We start from the raw sequence: 16810 nt of genomic DNA on the forward strand, positions 1-16810 counted from the left end.
CCTCGACCGACAGGAGCACGCATGAGCGCCGACGACATCGACATCCATCCGATCTCGCCAGAGGATGCGGGAGAGGTGCTGACTCTCCAGCGCGCCGCGTTCGTGCAGGAGGCGCTGATCTACCGCGACATCGACATGCCGGTGTTCACCCAGACGCTCGAGGAGGTCGCCTACGAGCTGCGGGAGAATCTCGGTCAGGTGGCACGGCGCGCCGGGAGGATGGTCGGGGCGATCCGCGCGCGTATGGACGGCGACGTTCTGCTCATCGGACGGCTCGCCATCGCGCCCGACCAGCAGGGAGAGGGCATCGGGTCCGCATTGCTGGACGCGGTCGAGGCGTGCGGTCGCCGCTCGGGCGCCCGCACGGCGGAACTGTTCACCGGCCGACTGAGTGAGGCCAACATCCGGCTCTACGAGCGTCAGGGATACGTGGTCGCGGAGGCCGCCGGCGGCGCCGGGGGCGCCGACGAGGTCTTCCTGCGCAAGGACCTCGCCGACTCCGCAGCCGCCGACGGCTGAGCGTCAGATGGTGGCGACCGAGCCCGAGTCCACGCGGTAATTGGACCCGTTGACGAAGGAGGCACGCGCCGAGCAGAGGAAGGCGATCACCGATGCGACCTCCTCCGGCTCGCCGCGGCGGCCGAGCTCCATGTACGGCCGCTCCTGGTCGAGGAACGACGCGATCGCCTCGTCGAACGACTCGCCCCGCTCCTTCGAGCGCTTCTCCATCATCGCGTCGGTCATGGGCGTGTGGATGAAGGCGGGAGAGACGGCGTTCACCAGCAGTCCCTCGGACGCGTAGCTGCGCGAGAGCCCCTTCGCGAGCGCCAGGATGCCGGCCTTCGCCGCGCAGTACGGCAGCTCGTCGTCGTACGGCTGCACCGCATCCTCGGAGGCGAGGAGCACCAGACGCCCCCATCCGCCGGAGCGCAGATCCGTCAGGAACTCCCGGATCACGCGGACCGGTCCGAGCAGATCGGTCTCGATCGTCGATGTCCAGCCCTCGTCGTCGATCTCATGGAACAGCCCCTGCGCACCGGTGATGCCCGCGGACTGCACGAGGATGTCGATGGCGCCCACCGCATCCGTCGTCTTGCGGTGCAGCTCGGCCACGGATGCGACATCGGTGATGTCGGCGGCGAACGCGTGGAGTCGGCCGTCGGGTGCGTCGAGCTCGGCGACGGCCTCCTCGAGCGTGTCCGCATCGCGGTCGGTGAGCACGACCGTCACTCCCTCAGCGAGGAGCAGCTTGGCGGTCTCGAAGCCGATCCCCGAGTCGCCTCCGGTGATGAGAGCCTTCTTGCCTGCGATGCCGAGATCCATGTCGGTGTCCTTTCATTCGCCGTCGGACGGGATCGGTCCGAACGTGTGTGCCGGGCGCCCCTCGGCGTCCGTGTCGAGCACGAAGATCGAGCCGCTGAGTGGCCCGGCCACGAGCTGCTGCTCGGTGAGCTGTTCGCGAGCGGTGCCCACGAACAGCAGATTGCGCTCCGGCCCGCCGAAGGCGACGGAGGTCACCTGCGGCGCGGGGATCGGGATGCGGGCCTCGATGCGCCCGTCGGGAGTCCACCGCACGACCTGCCCCGCGCCGTAGACGCCGTTCCAGAATCGTCCGTCGGTGTCGAGGGCGAGGCCGTCGGAGTCCTCGCCGAGCAAGAACGGCGTCAGCTCGCCGAGTGCCTCGGGCTCCGGGGTGTACGCGCCGCGGTAGACGGTCCGGGTGGCCGTGTCGGTGACATACATCGTGTGCGCATCGTCGGACCATTCGAAGCCGTTGGCGACGCCGAACCCGCCGCGGAGCACGCGCACGGAGCCCGTCGGGTCGACGATGTACAGGCCCGCATCCGGCGCGCCGGTGGTGACGTTCATCGCTCCCACCACGAAACGCCCGAACGGGTCGACCTTGGCCTCGTTGCTGCGGATCCCCGCGTGCGCGTGGGGCAGGACGGCCACGGTCCGCCGGACGGCGCCGTCCGCATCCAGGAGCACGACGCGATCCTTCAGTGCGGCGACGAACCCGCCGGATGCGGCGGGCTGCACGGCGCTCACGGGCGCCGGCAGCCGCACGACGGTGTCGCGGGAGCCGTCCTCGGGATCGTCCAGCCGGGCGCGATGCATCGTGCCGCGGGTGATGTCGACCCAGACGAGCTCGTGGGTGCGGTCGTCCCAGAAGATGCTCTCCACGAGGATCGCGTCGAGGCGACGGAAGAGGCGGGGTTCAGTGCCCATCGAGCTCCTCCGCGGGCACGAGGTCGCGGATCGTCAGAGCGGCGCCGATCACGGCCAGGTGGCTGAGCGCCTGGGGGAGGTTACCCCACGACGAACCGTCGTGCTCCGAGATCATCTCGGCGAAGATCCCGACGTCGTTGGCGCGGGCGACCAGGTCGTCCATGGCCGCGACGGCCTCGTCGTGGCGTCCCACGCACGCGAGCGCGCCGGCCCGCCAGAACGCGGAGGCGACGAACGTGTGCTCCTCCTGATCCATCCCGGTGTAGCGGTAGAGCAGGTCTCCGCCGCCGAGCCGCTCGGTGAGCACGTCGATCGTCCGAGACATCCGCTCACCGCGGTCGAATCCGCTCTCGGCGTGCAGGAGCACCGAGGTGTCGACATCCGTGGATCCCGGATGCATGACGTACGCCCCGATCTCCTCCGACCAGCCGTGCTCGGCGATCCAGGCCGCGATGCGGTCGCGCTCGGAGGCCCAACGCTCGGCGCTGCCGGGGATGGCGCCCGCCTCGGCGAGTTCGACCGCGTCGCGCAGCGCCTGCCAGCAGCCCATCTTCGAGGAGGTGTAGTGGCGGATCTCGGGGAGCTCCCACATCCCGGAGTCCGGCTTGCGCCACTCGTCGCACGTGCGGTCTGCCATGGCGGCGAGCATGCGCCCGGTGGCGACATCCAGCACGTTGCCCGCATCCACGTATGTCCGGCAGATGGCGAAGAGGTCGCCGTAGACGCCGAGCTGAAGCTGCCCGTGTGCCGGGTTGCCGGTCACCACGGGGCCGATCCCGCGCCAGCCCGGCGCCTCGTGCTCGGTGACGTTCTGCGCGAGCGTGCCGCGCAGCGTGTACAGCACGTGCAGGTCGGGCCCGTTGTCGCGGATGGTGCGCAGCAGCCACGAGATCGCGGCGTGTGTCTCCTCACGGAGGCCGAAGCGCACGAGCGCGTGCGCGGTGTAGGCGAGATCGCGCACCCACGCGAACCGGTAGTCCCAGTTCTTGCCGCCGCGCGGGTTCTCCGGCAGTGATGTCGTGGCGGCCGCGGCGATGGCTCCGGTGGGGGAGTAGACCAGCAGCTTCAGGGCGAGTGCGCTGCGCTGGACCGTGGCCGCCCACGGGCCGTCGTAGCCGAACTCCCGAGACCACGCGCGCCAGCCCTCGATCGTCCGATCGATGCTGCGGTCGACGTTCTCCGGATGCGGCAGGTGGAGCGGCTCGCCGTCGGTCGCGACGACCACGAGCAGGTGACGCGACTCGGGGGAGGTCGTGAAGGATCCCTCGACCCGCGGGCCCGCGCCGTCATCGACGGTGGTCGGGGTGCCGTGGTCCTTGCCCACCACCGCCAGCGATGTCTCGCCGACGCGGAGGATGGTGGCACCGTCGCGCTGCTCCGCCCAGGGCGCCGCCGTGTTCAGGCGGGTTCCGGGTTGCACGCGCCAGGTGAAGGCGACGTCGCCGTCGATACCCTCGACGCGCCTCGCCAGCTCCGCCCAGGGGAGACGTCCGGCGACGCCCGTCACCATCGCGTCCGTGAGACGCGCGGTGCCGGACGGCGTGACGAAGGTCGTCTGCAGCACGTTCGTACGCGCGACGTACCGACGACGCACCTCGAACTCGCCCACCGGGGTGATCTCCAGACATCCGCCGTTGTCGGCATCGAGGATGCGGGCGAAGACCGGCACGGAGTCGAGGTTGGGAACCGGCAGCCAGTCGATGCTGCCGCGACGATCGATGAGAGCGATCGTCCGGCCGTCGCCGATCGCGGCGTAGGACGAGAGGTCGGAGAAGGGCCGGGACACGGCAGCCACGCTAGGCGCCCGCCCGGTCCGCGAGGGCAGGCTTGCATGCGGCGGCTGGGCGGGTTAAGCGTCGCCGGGTGCGCGAGCGCTAGCAACCCGCGGCGGAGCGGACAACCCCCGCCGACGTGTGTCGGGCCGGGGTTAGCGTCACATCTGTCAGACACCGAGCGACGGGCACGACCCGTCCTCGAAGACGAAGGAGGACGACATGGCCGCCACGAACGCATCGAGCACCACGCGCAACCGCCGCCGCCCCGCGAAGGGTGGAGCAGGAGCCGGACTCACCGAGGAGCAGAACGCGGAGAGCGGGTTCACCGCATCCCAGGAACTCAGCGACAATCTGCAGAAGGTGCTCGTCGACCTGATCGAGCTGTCGCTGCAGGGCAAGCAGGCGCACTGGAACGTGGTCGGCCGCAACTTCCGCGACACCCACCTCCAGCTCGACGAGGTGATCGACGCCGCCCGTGAGTTCAGCGACACCGTCGCAGAGCGGATGCGGGCGCTGCACGCCCTCCCGGACGGCCGCAGCGACACGGTCGCCGAGACCACCACACTGCCCGAGTTCCCGCAGGGTGAGATCGACACGAGCGAGGTCATCGACCTCATCACCGAGCGTCTCGAGGCCACGATCGGCACCTGCCGCGACGTGCACGACGAGGTCGACGACGAGGACCCGACGAGCGCCGACATCCTGCATGCGGTCCTGGAGCGCCTCGAGCAGCTCGCGTGGATGGTCAGCGCCGAGAACCGCGCGCCGGCGGCGCGCTGAGAGGGGGTCGCACCATGAGCATGTACGACGCCCAGGATCCGACCACCCAGTTCCCCCGTCCGCCGTTCCCGCCCCAGCAGCAGAGCGCACCGGGGGACATCCACGAGATGGACCCCGCGCCCGACCACGGCGAGACCAGCTACATCGGCTTCGGGCGACTGCCCGGGCGCAAGGCGCTCGTGACCGGTGCCGATTCCGGCATCGGTCGCGCGGTGGCCATCGCCTACGCCCGCGAGGGCGCGGATGTGGCGCTCAGCTATCTGCCCGAGGAGCAGGCGCAGGCAGAGGAGGTCGCGGCGCTGATCGAGAAGGAGGGTCGCACGGCCGTGCTCCTTCCCGGAGACCTCCAACAGGAACAGACCAACATCGAGGTCGTGGAGCGCGCTGTCGATGAGCTCGGCGGCCTCGACATCCTCGTGATCAATGCCGGCACGATGCCGACGGTCGACAGCATCGACGACTTCGAGACGCACACCCTCGACCACGTGGTGAAGGCCAACATCTATCCGCTGTTCTGGCTGACCAAGGCCGCATCCGCCCACCTGAAGCCCGGGGCTGCGATCATCACGACCTCGAGTGTGCAGGGCTTCCAGCCCTCGCCGTCGCTGGCCGAGTACGCGGTCTCGAAGGCGGGTATCGCCAACTGGACCCGTGCGATGTCCACGCAGCTGATCGAACGCGGGATCCGCGTCAACGGTGTCGCGCCCGGTCCGATCTGGACGCCGCTGCAGCCCGCCTACGTGCCGAACGAGAAGATCGAGGAGTTCGGCTCGCAGACGCCGATCGGACGGGCAGGTCAGCCCGTCGAGCTCGCTCCGGCGTTCGTCTTCCTCGCCTCCCAGGAGTCCAGCTACGTGGTCGGCGAGACGATCGCCGTGACGGGCGGGATGCCGGTGCACTGACCTTCGCGGGGGAAACGGCCGTCCGGACACCGGGCGGCCGTCTCCGTGCGTGCGCTTAGCATGGGCGGATGGATCCGCGGGTGCGTCGCACGCAGGAGCGCCTGCGCGCTGCGGCGTTCGAGCTGGCGTCCACCATGCGGTTGTCGCAGATCAGCGTGACCGACCTCTGTCGCGCCGCCGGGGTCACCCGGGACACGTTCTATCGGCATGCGGCGGGCGTCGCGGAGCTGACGGCCGATGCGCTCGCGGCGGAGCTGCAGGAGGTGACGGCCGCCCTCGGTGCGGATGCGGCGATCGGCGACGGCGAACGGATGCTGCTGGAGCACGTTCGCACGCGGGCCGCTGTGTACCGCTCGGCGATGGAGCCGCTGCTGGCGGCGCCGGTGCGTGCGGGGCTCGAGCGGAGCCTCCGGCAGGGACTGGACCAGTGGGTGCGGCAGCGTCCCGGCATCGTCCCCGCGGCGATCGCGGGCGATGCCGCCGCGGTCTCGCTCGCCGTCGCCTATGCCGCGGCCGGAACGGTGGGTGCGATCGAAGAGTGGCTGCGCACGGACATGGCGGATCTCGATCGTGCGGTCGCGGTGATCCTGGCCGCGTCCGCCGACTGGTGGCAGCTCTGACCGACCGGCGAATCTATAAGACATATGTCAGATAGATTGCCTAGACTGCTGTCGAGCAGCGACGCCGCCCGGTCGTCGCGGGAAGGCAGTCATGGCACGTTTCGACGGCAAGGTCGCGATCGTCACCGGAGGCGTCTCCGGAATCGGCGCGGCGATCACGCGTCGCCTGGTGGATGAGGGCGCTCGGGTCTTCGTCGCGGACATCAACGCCCAGGCGGTCGCCGCCGCCGGCGCCACGTTCGGCGACAGCGTGGCGGGACTCGCGACCGACGTCACCGACGAAGGCGGGATGACGGCGCTCTTCGACGGCGCGCGCGAACGCTTCGGACGCATCGACGCGGTCTACAACGTCGCCGGCGGATCCCGGCCGGGCCGCATCGTGGACATGGACCTCGCGACGTGGGATTTCAACATCCGCCTCAACCTCTACGGCGCCTTCCTCGGCACGAAGCTCGGCGCCGAGCACTTCCTCTCCGAGGGACAGAGCGGCGCGATCGTGAACGTCGCGTCGCTGAACTCGCTCGTCCCGATGCACTTCGGCGCGGGGTACTCGGCCGCCAAGGCCGGTGTCGTGATGCTCACGAAGAACGCCGCACTGGAGCTCGCCGGCAACGGCATCCGCGTCAACGCGGTCTCGCCGGGGCTCGTGGCGACTCCGCTCACCGGTGGTCTCATGAGCATGCCCGGTGTTCCGGAGGCGTACATGGCCCGCATCCCGGCCGGGCGTCCCGCCGAGCCTGAGGAGATCGCCGGTGTCGCACTGTTCCTCGCGTCGGATGACGCCTCGTACGTCAACGGTGAGAACGTCGTCGTCGACGGCGCCTGGCAGACCAGCGGATACCCCGACCTGCGCCCCTTCCTCGGTTGAGCCGCTGCGCGGGCGCCCCTCCCGGTGCGCCCGCGCACCCGTAGGCGAGCAGCAGACCATAAGTCAAGCCTCAGCCGTTTGACACCGCCCGAGAGCACAGTGGGGGAAACCCCACGGAGCAGGAGGCGACGATGACGCTGCAGATGATGCCTGAGAACCGCACGCCCGCAGCCGGTACCGCCGCCGAGGTCACCGTCGAGACCCCGGATGTCCAGGAGCTGCGGTGGGAGCGCATCGCCCCCGAACGCTACCGGGCCCTGCGTGGCGAGGACTGCGTCGGATTCGTCGACGTGGTCGGTGCCGTGTTCGTCGTCCTCGCGGGATCCCGCTACGACCGCGCGGAGGAGATCGCGCAGACGCTCGACTTCGACCGGGTGACGGTGCTTCTCGACGGCTCCTCGCGCTGATCGGATCCGGTTCGCCACCGACGCCGCAACCGGTGACCGGATGCGGATATGCCAGATCGCGTATCCGGTGTCAACCCTCTTCGTTCGTGCACGAACGACCTCGATTCTCGTTACTGTCACGCGGCTGCGTGTGGCGGATACTTCCCGCGTGGATCGGATCGATACCGAGCCGGCGGGCGGGTGATCACACAGGGTGGGGATGCGCCGTGATCGGCGCGCGAGGAGGGCAGTTGGGCAGGTTGGATTCCACGGTCGTCGTTTTAGGTGACGGGGCGTGAGGGAGGGGACGCCCTCTCGCCGTGGACTGCAGACGGACGACCCGCAACGCGCGCAGGAGTCGGTGAGCGAGCTCTTCAACACCGCGATGGTTCTGACGGCCGATCCTCCGGCCGGATTCCGCTACCAGATGGCTGCCGTGAGCGACAGCACCCTCATGGCCGCGGCGCTCCGCTTCGGCGGATCGAACCGCACGGACGCGGAGGAGTTCCCCCAGTTCATCGTCGCCCACGCGGTCGCGGGCCGTCATCGGTGGTCGGTGGGTCAGGAGAGCGGCGACGGCCGCATCCCGTTCCTCGTACCGCCGGCGACCGCGTTCTCGGCACGTTTCACCCAGCTGCAGCTGCGGGCGGTCAGCATCGACGCCGACACGTTCCATCGGGTGCTGCGCGGGATGCTGGGGGAGGAGCCGCCGCGTCTTCGGACCGACCGGGTCAACGGCAGCGCGCAGCGCCACTCGATCGTCGCCGAGACGCTGCGCTTCATCGAGGCGACCCTGCTCGCCGACGAGACGGTGGCCACGTCACCGCTTCTGCGCGCCCAGTTCACGCACCAGCTCGTGGCGGCGATCGCGACCTCCTTCCCGCTACTGGGCGAGCACTCGCACACGCGCGCGCAGAGCTCGCCGCGCACCGTGCGCCGGGCGATCGCGTTCATGGAGGAGCACGTCGCCGACCCGATCACGATCGGTGACGTCGCGCTCGCCGCGGGGACGTCGGTGCGCGGTCTGCAGCTCGCGTTCCGGCGCTCGTACGAGATGTCGCCGTCGGCCTTCCTGCGTCGCATCCGGCTCGAGGGGGCGCACGCCGATCTGATGGCGGCGGATGCGGGTGCCCGCACCGTGCGGGAGATCGCGGCGCGGTGGGGCTTCGCCCATACGGGCCGCTTCGCGCACCTCTACGCCGGGGCCTACGGTGAGCCGCCCTCGCACACGCTGCGGCGCTGAGCGCGCGTCGGGGACATTTCGTGCGCGCTCGGAGTGGAGTCCGCGAACCTGCGAAAGTGCTCGCATACCGTGAACGGCATGGGACAGATCTTTTACGGAGCGGGCGAGACGGCGGTGGAGATCGAGGATCGCGCTCTTGCGCACCTGAAAGTCGTCATCGCCACGAAGCTGCGCCGTGGCGAGAGCTTCACGGTGTCGCTCACGCATCCGGAGGGCGAGGAGGGTGGACGCAGCACCCTCTGGTTCGCCCCCTCCATCCCACTGCGCTTCGTGTTCGACGACCCGGAGCCCGCCGAGATCAGCCGCGAGTGGATCGAAGAGCTCGCCCGTTCGGCGCACTCCTCGGGCGGGATCGTCCTTCTTCCGGAGCGTGCGGAACCCGGCGACGACGCGGGGTGAGCGGAGCCTGCGGACGGGCGCCGGCGACCGCCCGTGTTAGGATCGCTCCTTGGAAGTGTGTCCGAGCGGCCTAAGGAGCATGGCTGGAATCCATGTAGGCGGGGTAACTCGCCTCGCAGGTTCAAATCCTGTCACTTCCGCCACGGAGAACCCCGTCCGAACGAGCGTTCGGGCGGGGTTCTCGCATGCAGGCCGAGATCAGTCCCGGCGGCGTCGCTCCACCAGGACAGTGTCGCGCCACTGACCAGCCCACGGTCCATACGACATGAGCGCGATGCGTTCCCTGCGTCCGACGCGACGGAAGCCCGCCCGCTCGTGGAGTGCGAGGCTCGCGCTGTTCTCCACGAAGATGCTCGACTGCACCGTCCACATGCCTGCGTCGTCCATCGCATCGAGGAGCGCGCTCAGGAGAGCGCGACCGACGCCGCCGCCGCGAACGTCCGTCGCGACATAGACCGAGTGCTCGACGACGCCCCGGTAGACCTCGCGGTGGGAGACGGCGGATGCGGCGACCCAACCGGTGACAACGCCCTCGGGGTCAACGGCGACGAGCCGTCCCACCTTCAACTTCCCGTCGTCGAATGCCTCCCACGTCGGCGGTTCTGCGTCGAAACTCGCGTTGCCCGTCGCGAGGCCCGCCCGGTAGATCGCTTCGACGGCAGGCCAATCCGCAGGCTGCATCGGACGGATGCCGATCATGCTCACGGACGGAGTGCGTTCGCCGCGCGGTCGAGCGCTTCGGTGACCACGCGGAAGTATGCCCAGCGTCCGCGCTGCTCGCGCGTAGCGAGTCCGGCGTCCACGAGCAGCTTCATGTGATGCGAAACGGTCGGCTGGGACAATCCCACCGGCTCCGTGAGGTCGCAGATGCATGCTTCGCCGTCGCGCGATGCTGCGATCAGCGACAGCAGGCGTACCCGTGTGGGGTCGCCCAGGGCCTTGAATGTGCGGGCGATGGCATCCGCCTCGTCGATCGTCAACGCGTCACTCAGGGTGGGGGAACAGCAGTCACCGGTCTCGGTCGTGAGGAGGGGGAGCAAGCTCGGCATCCCTCGATTGTGCACCTCGTATTGACATCTGTCGATGCGTGCCGGACTCTTACCTATCGACAGGCATCGATGGGAGGAGGGCTGAGGATGGATGAGACGCTGCCGGTTGCGGTGATCGGCGCAGGCCCGCAGGGGCTGGCGGCCGCCGCACATCTCGTCGAGCGAGGGCTGCCGGTGGTCGTGCTGGAGGCGGAAAGCGCCCCTGCCGCAGCCGTGCGCGAGTGGAGCTACGTTCGCCTCTTCTCGGATTGGCCCGAACTCGTCGACGCGGCTGCTGCGCGACTCCTGGATGCGACGGGATGGACGGCGCCATCGACGGGCCATCCCACGGGAGCGCAGTGGATCAGCGGCTACCTCGCGCCGCTCGCGGCGGCGCTCGGAGAACGGGTTCGCTACGGCGCACGGGTGGTGGGAGTGTCCCGTTCGGGGCGCGACCGACTCGTCGACGCGGGTCGTGGTGACCTCCCGTTCACCCTTCACATCCAGCTGACACAGGGGGAGGAGGAGCGGCTTCAGGCGCGTGCCGTCATCGACGCATCGGGCACCTGGTCCTCACCCAACCCCGCGGGTGCGGACGGCTTGCCCGCGCTGGGCGAGCGCGCCGTGGCAGGCTCGCTGTCGTACCGGATCCCCGACTTCGAGGATGGGAACGAGTTCGCGGGGAAGCACACGGTCGTGATCGGCTCCGGGCACTCGGCGCTCACAGCGGTCCTCGCCCTGGCGGGCGTGGCGCGTCGCGACCCGCACACGACGGTGACGTGGGCCCTGCGCCGCGCCAGCGCCGAGAACGCCTTCGGAGGCGGCGTTGCCGACGAACTGCCCGCGCGCGGAGCCCTCGGCATCCGGGCGAAGGAGTTCGTCGATGCCGGCCTGGTGTCGCTCGTGACGGGATTCCGCATCGAACGTCTTGCGGCCGACGATGACGGCGTGGTGCTGGAGTCCGAGGATGGTCGTCGTCTTGCCGCTGATCGTGCCGTGGTGCTCACCGGTTTCCGACCCGATCTGTCGTTCCTCTCGGAGCTGCGCCTGCAGTTGGACCCCGTGCTGCAAGCTCCCGTCCGCATCGCCGCCGAGGTGGATCCCAACATCCACTCCTGCGGGTCCGTTGCCGCCACCGGCGCCGCCGACCTCGCCCACCCTGAGCCGGGCTTCTACATCGTCGGCGCGAAGTCCTACGGCCGCGCTCCGACCTTCCTCGCGCTCACCGGGTACGAGCAGGTGCGCAGCGTCGTCGCGGAGCTGGCGGGCGACCACGAAGCCGCGCGACGCATCGACCTCATCCTGCCGGACACGGGGGTGTGCGGGGGCGCCGGGCTCTTCGACGCGCCCGACGCGTCGGCCGGCGGCGCATGCTGCAGCCCACCTGGCGCGCTCTTCTCGCTCATCCCGAATCCTTCCGCCCGCTCCTGATCCGAACAGAGGGAACCTCATGACCGAAGCAACCAAGCCCGCAGTCCTCTTCGTCTGCGTGCACAACGCCGGCCGCTCGCAGATGGCCGCAGGCTACCTGCGAGCCCTCGCGGGCGATCGCATCGAGGTTTTCTCCGCCGGAAGCGAACCCGGCAATGCGATCAACCCCGCCGCCGTCGCGGTCATGGCCGAAGAGGGCATCGACCTCTCCGGTGCCACCCCGCAGATCCTCACGACCGATGCTGTCCGCCAGGCGGATGTCGTCATCACGATGGGATGCGGAGACGCCTGCCCGATCTTCCCCGGCAAGCGTTACGAAGACTGGCAGCTCACCGATCCCGCCGGGCAGCCCGTCGACGTCGTGCGCGAGGTCCGCGACGACATCAAAGCGAGGGTGCGAGACCTCATCGCAAGCCTCAGCTGAGGAACTGAATCCTCTTCGCCTACAAAGGTATACGGTCGCGCTCGTGCCAGCCCGCGCCAGCCGCAGTCGTGCCGGGACGGATGACGAGAGAGCGCGGTGCGACGACGGCGAGGATGCGTCGCGGAGCCGCGGTGGCATCCATCAGCCCGCGACGAGCGCGCGAGGCCGCCGCGGCGAGGTTGCTGGCGCCGTCGATCGACGCCGCGGATGCGGGCGCGTAGCTGGCGTGCTCGATGGCGTCCACGAGCAATCGCAGATCGTCCGCCGGTGCCCCGGCCGCGATGAGACGCTCGGCCAGCGCGCGTGGCGATGCGCTCGCGGGGACCGGCAGGCCGAGATCGATCGCCGCTTCCTCCACGAACAGCCACGCGGCGCTCGCGTCACCCCGCGCGGCGAGGATCAGGCGCCGTCGGCCACGCAGCGCATGGACCAGCGCGGGAGCCGTCAGCAGGAGGAGGGCGGCGACCGTCACCCACACGGCGGGAACGATCGTGCCGGTTCCGGCACTGCCGTCGATCGCGCCGGCCTGCGGGCTGTCCGGGGTGTCGGGGCGCTCGGTCGCAGCGGTGGTGGGCGTGGCTTCCGCCGTCGGTGCCGGGGATGCGGAGTCGATCTGATCCGGCGAGGTGCCCACACCGCTGGAGAACACGGTCGGCACGCCGAGGCTGTTGGTCGGCTCGAACGGCACCCAGCCGATGCCCTCGAAGTACACCTCGGGCCAGGAGTGCAGCAGGTCGCTCGAGACCGAGTAGACGAGGTCGCCGTCGATCCGATCCGACGTGGCGGTGCCGGGCAGGTAGCCGATCACGATACGCGTCGGCATCCCCAGCGACCTCGTCATGGCGGCGAAGGCGGAGGCGAAGTGCACGCAGTACCCGCTGCGCACCTCGAGGAACTGTCCGATCGCGTCGACGCCCGCTCCATCGAAACCCTCCTGGACGGGTGCGTCCAGTGAGTAGGTGAATTCGCTCGAGCGGAACCAGCGCTGCAGGGCGAACGCGGCGTCATAGTCGTTGCTCGTCTCGGCCGTGACGGCCCGGGCGAGCTCGGAGACGTTCGCCGGGGTGTCGTCGGGGATCTCGCGGAGTTCGGGGTCGACGTCGGCGCCGCGGGAGGTCGCAGCACGGATCTGCTCCAGTGTGGGGGTGGGTGTCTCGGTGATGACCTCGTAGCTCTGGCCGCGGGAATCCCCGTCTTCGCTGACCACCGTGCGGTTGTCGGCCACGATGCCCCAGTCGCCCGTGAGCCCGCCGATCGCCGTCGCGGGGAAGGGGATGGGCAGGTACGGGGTGTTCAGTTTCACGATGTCGATCTTCGTGTCGGCGCTGGTGCGAGCGATGTCGGGATCCGTGCGCACCGGGCCGAACCCCGGTCCTGCGCCCACCGGCGTCGCATCGCGTTCGTCCGGTCGCCAGACCTCGCCCGCGAAGCTCGACAACGTCACGGCGCGCAGGTACGGAGCGCGGGGCTCGGACGAGCGCACCCGCAGCACTTCGACGGGGTTCGGCCGGCGCAGGTCGTCGCCGAGGCGCAGGGTCGGGTTGATGCCGCTGCTGCCGGCTCCACTCACCGCCGCCTCGCCGTCGGGGGCGGGCAGTAGCGGTGTGACGACGACCGCCACGGCGATCGATGCGACGGCGATGAGGGCGGCCGACGCTGCGGCGGGGGCACCGCGCGGGCCGGTCGTGCCGCGGCGGGTGCGCGTGTCGGTCGCGAGCAGGAACAGGATGCTGGCGGCCAGCAGGACGAAGGCGAACACATCCATCGACGCCGGCACCGCGATGGTGGGAACGACGGCGACGGCGACGAGGGCGATGGCGGCGAGCAGCGGCATCCGCGTCGTGATGACCACGTGATCGAGGACGATGGCCAGCGCCCCGATCGCGGCGACGACGAAGAACGACAGTGCGGGCGTCGCGGTCAACGGCGCCGCCCCCACCGCCATCTCCTGCACCGCGGAGGAGACCAGCGCGCTCACCGCGTCGAACGACGCCGGGGAGGGGACGAGCCCGCCCCAAGCGCTGTCGCGCAGATAGAGCAGGGTCAGCGCGAGCACCCAGACGACGATGTCGATGCCGGTGACCACCAGCCCCGCGACGCCGACGCGGCGCAGCACGGCGCCGAGGACCAGGACGACGGCGGCGAGCCCGAAACCGGCCGCGACCCAGGCGCCGGGCGCGATGACCCGCATCACCGGAAGCGTCGTGGCGACGAGCGCGACGAACACACCGACGGCCAGCGCGGCCTGCCCCTGGGCGTGCGTGGTCTTCTCAGCCGGCATGAGGGAGCCTCTCGGAAACCGCGTCACGCCACGCGTCGGCGACATCGTCGCCGAGTGGCGCGGCCGTCCAGCCGGTCGCCGCATCGAACGCCCCGGGTGCGGGAGCGGTGCTGAGCAGTACGGGGAAGGCGCTGTGGTGGCCCACGGTCGCGAGCATCGCCGCATCCGTCTGCGACAGCGCGCCGGTGACCAGCACGAGCGGACCCGTCGTCTCGCCCGCGAACAGTCCCGCGAGCGCACCGAGGCGGTCGTCCAGCCGCGCCTGCACCGTCGCCAGCACGAGCATCGCGGCCTCGAGCGCCGGCGCATCCGCCGGCTCCACGTGGTCGCACAGCGGGACGCCGTCGGGTTCGATGAGTGCGACGGTGTATCCGTCGGCGACGAGTCGTGCCAGCGCGGACGCGACCGCGCCCACGGCGGCCTCGAAGGCGGGATCGGACCCGGTGGCCTCGGTGGCATCGGGGGAGAAGCGGCCCAGCGCGCGGTCGAAGACGATCGTCGCCTCGGGCGAGCTCTCCTGCTCCTCCTGGCGCACCATGAGCTCGTCGCGGTGGGCGGAAGCGCGCCAGTGGATGCGGCGCATGGAATCGCCGGGCGCCCATGGGCGGGCGATCACGTCGTCGGTGCCCTGTCCGAGCCGGTTCGTCGCGCGCGAGAGACTGCCGCCCGAGGCGCCGGCGACGCCCGCGAGAGAGAGCAGCTCCTCGACCGCGGGCGTCACCACCAGCCGCGTCAGCTCGCCCTGGGCGACGGTGCGCCGGGCGATGCCGAACGGATCCAGCGAGCTGAGCTCGAAAGGGCCGATCCAATGGATGCCGCGGCGGAGCACCCGGGCCCGATACCCCACGACGACCGCACGATCGTCACGACTGAACCCGGAGGAGACGGCGGGGAAGGTGCCCGGGCCGCCGCCTTCGATACCGTCCGGCATCGAGTCGCGCCAGCGGCCGCCGGAGGTCGGAAGCGCGGAGCGCGCCCCGACCCGCACGGTCACCTCGATCTCGTCGCCCGCATCCGGTACCGCGGGAACGACGGTGCGGGTGACGTCGGCGCGACCGCGCGCGGCATAGACGGCGACCAGCCCGGCCACGACGAGCGAGACGAGGAGCAGCCCCACGAAGACCAGCTCGACGAGGCCCAGCTGGTTCGCGGCGGCGAAGCAGGCGAGGGCGAGGATCACGGCACCGGTTCCCCGTGCCGTGAGCGGCCAGCTGCGTCTCATGCGCTCAGGCGCGCGCGGCGAGGGGAACGCGGACGCTGTCGACGATGCGCTCCAGGATCTTGGGCACCGAGTGCGAATCCGAGCCCCGGGTGCTGGAGGAGCGCGTCGCGATGATCCGGTGCGCGAAGACGGGCACGACCAGCGCTGCGATGTCGTCGGGGATGACGAACGCGCGCCCCTCGAGAGCTGCCCACACCTTCGCGGCCCGCACGAGCTGGAGGGTCGCCCGTGGGCTCGCCCCGAGGCGCACCTCGGGATGCGTACGCGTGGCCTGGGCCAGCGCCACCGCGTACTCCTCGATGGCGGGCGCGACGTGGATGCGTCGGGCCCAGGCGATCAGCCCCAGCACCTCTTCCGCGTGCACGACGGGGTGGATGTGGGACAGCGGGTTCTCGGTCTCGCGCTGGCGGAGCATGAGAGCCTCGGCCGCCGCATCCGGATACCCCATCGAGATGCGCATCATGAAGCGGTCGCGCTGCGCCTCGGGCAGTGCGTACGTGCCCTCCATGTCGAGGGGGTTCTGGGTCGCGACCACGAGGAACGGGTCCGGGAGATGGTGGGCCTCGCCGTCGACGGTCACCTGACGTTCCTCCATCGCCTCCAGCAGTGCGGACTGCGTCTTGGGGGAGGAGCGGTTGATCTCGTCGGCGATGACGATGTGGGCGAACACAGCGCCGCGCTTGAACTCGAATTCGCGGGCGACGGGATCGAACACCGACACGCCCGTCACGTCGCCCGGAAGCAGATCCGGCGTGAACTGGATGCGGCGCACGGTCGCGTCGACGGATGCCGCCAGCGCACGGGCGAGCATGGTCTTGCCGACGCCGGGGACGTCCTCGATGAGCAGGTGGCCCTCGGCGAGCAGGGCCACGAGGGCGCTGCGCACCGCATCGGGCTTGCCGTCGATGACGGTGGCGACGCTCTTGCCGATCGCGCGCGTCAAGCGGGTGAACCGCTCGGCGTTCATCGCGGAATCGACCTCGTCGGTGAGGACTCGTGCGGTATCGGTCATGCCGGATGCCTTCCCGTCGGCGCGATCGTGTCCCGATCGTAACGTGCGCTGCGGAGCATGGGGCGGGGTATTCGCCGTGAGCGGCGGTGTGCGGGCTGGGTTAGACTTGTGTCAGCTCTCCGCGAGGCGGCATCCAGGCCAACTCCCCCAGGACGGAAACGTAGCAAGGGTAACCAGGCTCTGCCGGGTTCGCGGAGAGTCTTTTCTTTT

General features: G+C 70.3%; 18 protein-coding genes, 1 tRNA gene and 1 other RNA gene. 12 read left to right on the top strand and 8 right to left on the bottom strand.

Going from position 1 to position 16810, the window contains the following annotated elements; genetic code table 11:
• The first annotated feature begins 21 nt into the window (after nucleotides 1–21).
• Nucleotides 22–519 carry a GNAT family N-acetyltransferase gene (locus LXM64_RS04380; RefSeq protein ID WP_234074787.1) on the top strand — a complete coding sequence of 166 codons (498 nt, stop codon included), beginning with the start codon at nucleotides 22–24 and terminating at the stop codon, nucleotides 517–519.
• 3 nt (nucleotides 520–522) lie between these two features.
• On the opposite strand, the gene LXM64_RS04385 is transcribed toward LXM64_RS04380, so the two are convergent.
• From LXM64_RS04385 to LXM64_RS04395, 3 genes are read right to left on the bottom strand one after another with little or no spacing between them, the layout of a single operon-like run.
• A complete protein-coding gene (locus LXM64_RS04385; protein ID WP_234074788.1) occupies nucleotides 523–1323 on the bottom strand; it encodes an SDR family NAD(P)-dependent oxidoreductase in 801 nt (266 codons plus the stop codon).
• Nucleotides 1324–1335: 12 nt separating this feature from the next.
• A complete protein-coding gene (locus tag LXM64_RS04390) occupies nucleotides 1336–2229 on the bottom strand; it encodes an SMP-30/gluconolactonase/LRE family protein (RefSeq protein ID WP_234074789.1) in 894 nt (297 codons plus the stop codon).
• On the bottom strand, nucleotides 2219–4015 hold the full coding sequence (locus tag LXM64_RS04395) for a glycoside hydrolase family 15 protein (RefSeq protein WP_234074790.1): 1797 nt from the start codon (nucleotides 4013–4015) through the stop codon (nucleotides 2219–2221). Before LXM64_RS04395 ends, LXM64_RS04390 begins: the two co-directional genes overlap by 11 nt.
• A gap of 208 nt (nucleotides 4016–4223) precedes the next feature.
• On the opposite strand from LXM64_RS04395, the gene LXM64_RS04400 reads away from it, so the two are divergent.
• From LXM64_RS04400 to LXM64_RS04435, 8 genes are all read left to right on the top strand, one after another.
• Nucleotides 4224–4784, top strand: coding sequence for a Dps family protein (locus LXM64_RS04400; RefSeq protein ID WP_234074791.1), 561 nt, complete (start codon nucleotides 4224–4226; stop codon nucleotides 4782–4784).
• 14 nt (nucleotides 4785–4798) lie between these two features.
• Nucleotides 4799–5686 (top strand): SDR family oxidoreductase, encoded by an 888-nt coding sequence (locus LXM64_RS04405; protein WP_326490538.1) that lies wholly within the window; start codon nucleotides 4799–4801, stop codon nucleotides 5684–5686.
• A gap of 68 nt (nucleotides 5687–5754) precedes the next feature.
• The gene (locus tag LXM64_RS04410; RefSeq protein WP_234074792.1) at nucleotides 5755–6306 is read left to right on the top strand and encodes a TetR/AcrR family transcriptional regulator; all 552 of its coding nucleotides are present in this window, start codon (nucleotides 5755–5757) and stop codon (nucleotides 6304–6306) included.
• Between the two features lie 91 nt (nucleotides 6307–6397).
• Nucleotides 6398–7174, top strand: coding sequence for an SDR family NAD(P)-dependent oxidoreductase (locus tag LXM64_RS04415; protein ID WP_234074793.1), 777 nt, complete (start codon nucleotides 6398–6400; stop codon nucleotides 7172–7174).
• A 131-nt stretch (nucleotides 7175–7305) separates the two neighbouring features.
• Nucleotides 7306–7581 carry a hypothetical protein gene (locus LXM64_RS04420; protein ID WP_234074794.1) on the top strand — a complete coding sequence of 92 codons (276 nt, stop codon included), beginning with the start codon at nucleotides 7306–7308 and terminating at the stop codon, nucleotides 7579–7581.
• 274 nt (nucleotides 7582–7855) lie between these two features.
• On the top strand, nucleotides 7856–8803 hold the full coding sequence (locus LXM64_RS04425; RefSeq protein ID WP_234074795.1) for a helix-turn-helix transcriptional regulator: 948 nt from the start codon (nucleotides 7856–7858) through the stop codon (nucleotides 8801–8803).
• A gap of 78 nt (nucleotides 8804–8881) precedes the next feature.
• Complete coding sequence (locus LXM64_RS04430) at nucleotides 8882–9202, top strand: hypothetical protein (protein ID WP_234074796.1); 321 nt, start codon at nucleotides 8882–8884, stop codon at nucleotides 9200–9202.
• Between the two features lie 51 nt (nucleotides 9203–9253).
• Nucleotides 9254–9345: transfer RNA gene (locus LXM64_RS04435), tRNA-Ser, on the top strand.
• 55 nt (nucleotides 9346–9400) lie between these two features.
• On the opposite strand, the gene LXM64_RS04440 is transcribed toward LXM64_RS04435, so the two are convergent.
• Together LXM64_RS04440 and LXM64_RS04445 are read right to left on the bottom strand one after the other, a co-directional pair.
• Nucleotides 9401–9901 (bottom strand): GNAT family N-acetyltransferase, encoded by a 501-nt coding sequence (locus tag LXM64_RS04440; protein WP_234075538.1) that lies wholly within the window; start codon nucleotides 9899–9901, stop codon nucleotides 9401–9403.
• Between the two features lie 2 nt (nucleotides 9902–9903).
• Nucleotides 9904–10251 (bottom strand): ArsR/SmtB family transcription factor, encoded by a 348-nt coding sequence (locus tag LXM64_RS04445; protein WP_234074797.1) that lies wholly within the window; start codon nucleotides 10249–10251, stop codon nucleotides 9904–9906.
• Nucleotides 10252–10338: 87 nt separating this feature from the next.
• On the opposite strand from LXM64_RS04445, the gene LXM64_RS04450 reads away from it, so the two are divergent.
• Together LXM64_RS04450 and LXM64_RS04455 are read left to right on the top strand one after the other, a co-directional pair.
• Nucleotides 10339–11661 (top strand): NAD(P)-binding domain-containing protein, encoded by a 1323-nt coding sequence (locus tag LXM64_RS04450; protein WP_234074798.1) that lies wholly within the window; start codon nucleotides 10339–10341, stop codon nucleotides 11659–11661.
• A 19-nt stretch (nucleotides 11662–11680) separates the two neighbouring features.
• Complete coding sequence (locus tag LXM64_RS04455; protein WP_234074799.1) at nucleotides 11681–12085, top strand: arsenate reductase ArsC; 405 nt, start codon at nucleotides 11681–11683, stop codon at nucleotides 12083–12085.
• A gap of 19 nt (nucleotides 12086–12104) precedes the next feature.
• Here LXM64_RS04455 and LXM64_RS04460 read toward each other — a convergent pair whose 3' ends face one another.
• Genes LXM64_RS04460 through LXM64_RS04470 form a run of 3 tightly spaced genes read right to left on the bottom strand, consistent with a single transcriptional unit; the run spans nucleotide 12105 to nucleotide 16600 of the window.
• A complete protein-coding gene (locus tag LXM64_RS04460) occupies nucleotides 12105–14366 on the bottom strand; it encodes a transglutaminaseTgpA domain-containing protein (RefSeq protein ID WP_234074800.1) in 2262 nt (753 codons plus the stop codon).
• Complete coding sequence (locus LXM64_RS04465) at nucleotides 14356–15588, bottom strand: DUF58 domain-containing protein (RefSeq protein WP_234074801.1); 1233 nt, start codon at nucleotides 15586–15588, stop codon at nucleotides 14356–14358. Before LXM64_RS04465 ends, LXM64_RS04460 begins: the two co-directional genes overlap by 11 nt.
• A gap of 4 nt (nucleotides 15589–15592) precedes the next feature.
• Complete coding sequence (locus LXM64_RS04470; protein WP_419144855.1) at nucleotides 15593–16600, bottom strand: AAA family ATPase; 1008 nt, start codon at nucleotides 16598–16600, stop codon at nucleotides 15593–15595.
• A gap of 110 nt (nucleotides 16601–16710) precedes the next feature.
• Between LXM64_RS04470 and ffs the strand changes: the two genes are divergently transcribed.
• Nucleotides 16711–16807: signal recognition particle sRNA small type (ffs, locus tag LXM64_RS04475), an RNA gene on the top strand.
• Nucleotides 16808–16810: the final 3 nt, after the last annotated feature.

Origin of the sequence: Microbacterium binotii (assembly GCF_021398715.1) — a bacterium.
In the GTDB taxonomy this organism is placed as follows: domain Bacteria; phylum Actinomycetota; class Actinomycetes; order Actinomycetales; family Microbacteriaceae; genus Microbacterium; species Microbacterium binotii_A.

Bases quoted from the DNA above. Each gene is read 5' to 3' on its own strand.
- LXM64_RS04450 (WP_234074798.1), top strand. From the start codon at position 10,339: ATGGATGAGACGCTGCCGGTTGCGGTGATCGGCGCAGGCCCGCAGGGG.
- LXM64_RS04400 (WP_234074791.1), top strand. From the start codon at position 4,224: ATGGCCGCCACGAACGCATCGAGCACCACGCGCAACCGCCGCCGCCCC.
- LXM64_RS04445 (WP_234074797.1), bottom strand. From the start codon at position 10,251: ATGCCGAGCTTGCTCCCCCTCCTCACGACCGAGACCGGTGACTGCTGT.
- LXM64_RS04410 (WP_234074792.1), top strand. From the start codon at position 5,755: ATGGATCCGCGGGTGCGTCGCACGCAGGAGCGCCTGCGCGCTGCGGCG.
- LXM64_RS04420 (WP_234074794.1), top strand. From the start codon at position 7,306: ATGACGCTGCAGATGATGCCTGAGAACCGCACGCCCGCAGCCGGTACC.
- LXM64_RS04390 (WP_234074789.1), bottom strand. From the start codon at position 2,229: ATGGGCACTGAACCCCGCCTCTTCCGTCGCCTCGACGCGATCCTCGTG.
- LXM64_RS04380 (WP_234074787.1), top strand. From the start codon at position 22: ATGAGCGCCGACGACATCGACATCCATCCGATCTCGCCAGAGGATGCG.
- LXM64_RS04465 (WP_234074801.1), bottom strand. From the start codon at position 15,588: ATGAGACGCAGCTGGCCGCTCACGGCACGGGGAACCGGTGCCGTGATC.
- LXM64_RS04440 (WP_234075538.1), bottom strand. From the start codon at position 9,901: ATGATCGGCATCCGTCCGATGCAGCCTGCGGATTGGCCTGCCGTCGAA.
- LXM64_RS04470 (WP_419144855.1), bottom strand. From the start codon at position 16,600: ATGACCGATACCGCACGAGTCCTCACCGACGAGGTCGATTCCGCGATG.
- LXM64_RS04405 (WP_326490538.1), top strand. From the start codon at position 4,799: ATGAGCATGTACGACGCCCAGGATCCGACCACCCAGTTCCCCCGTCCG.
- LXM64_RS04430 (WP_234074796.1), top strand. From the start codon at position 8,882: ATGGGACAGATCTTTTACGGAGCGGGCGAGACGGCGGTGGAGATCGAG.
- LXM64_RS04385 (WP_234074788.1), bottom strand. From the start codon at position 1,323: ATGGATCTCGGCATCGCAGGCAAGAAGGCTCTCATCACCGGAGGCGAC.
- LXM64_RS04415 (WP_234074793.1), top strand. From the start codon at position 6,398: ATGGCACGTTTCGACGGCAAGGTCGCGATCGTCACCGGAGGCGTCTCC.
- LXM64_RS04460 (WP_234074800.1), bottom strand. From the start codon at position 14,366: ATGCCGGCTGAGAAGACCACGCACGCCCAGGGGCAGGCCGCGCTGGCC.
- LXM64_RS04455 (WP_234074799.1), top strand. From the start codon at position 11,681: ATGACCGAAGCAACCAAGCCCGCAGTCCTCTTCGTCTGCGTGCACAAC.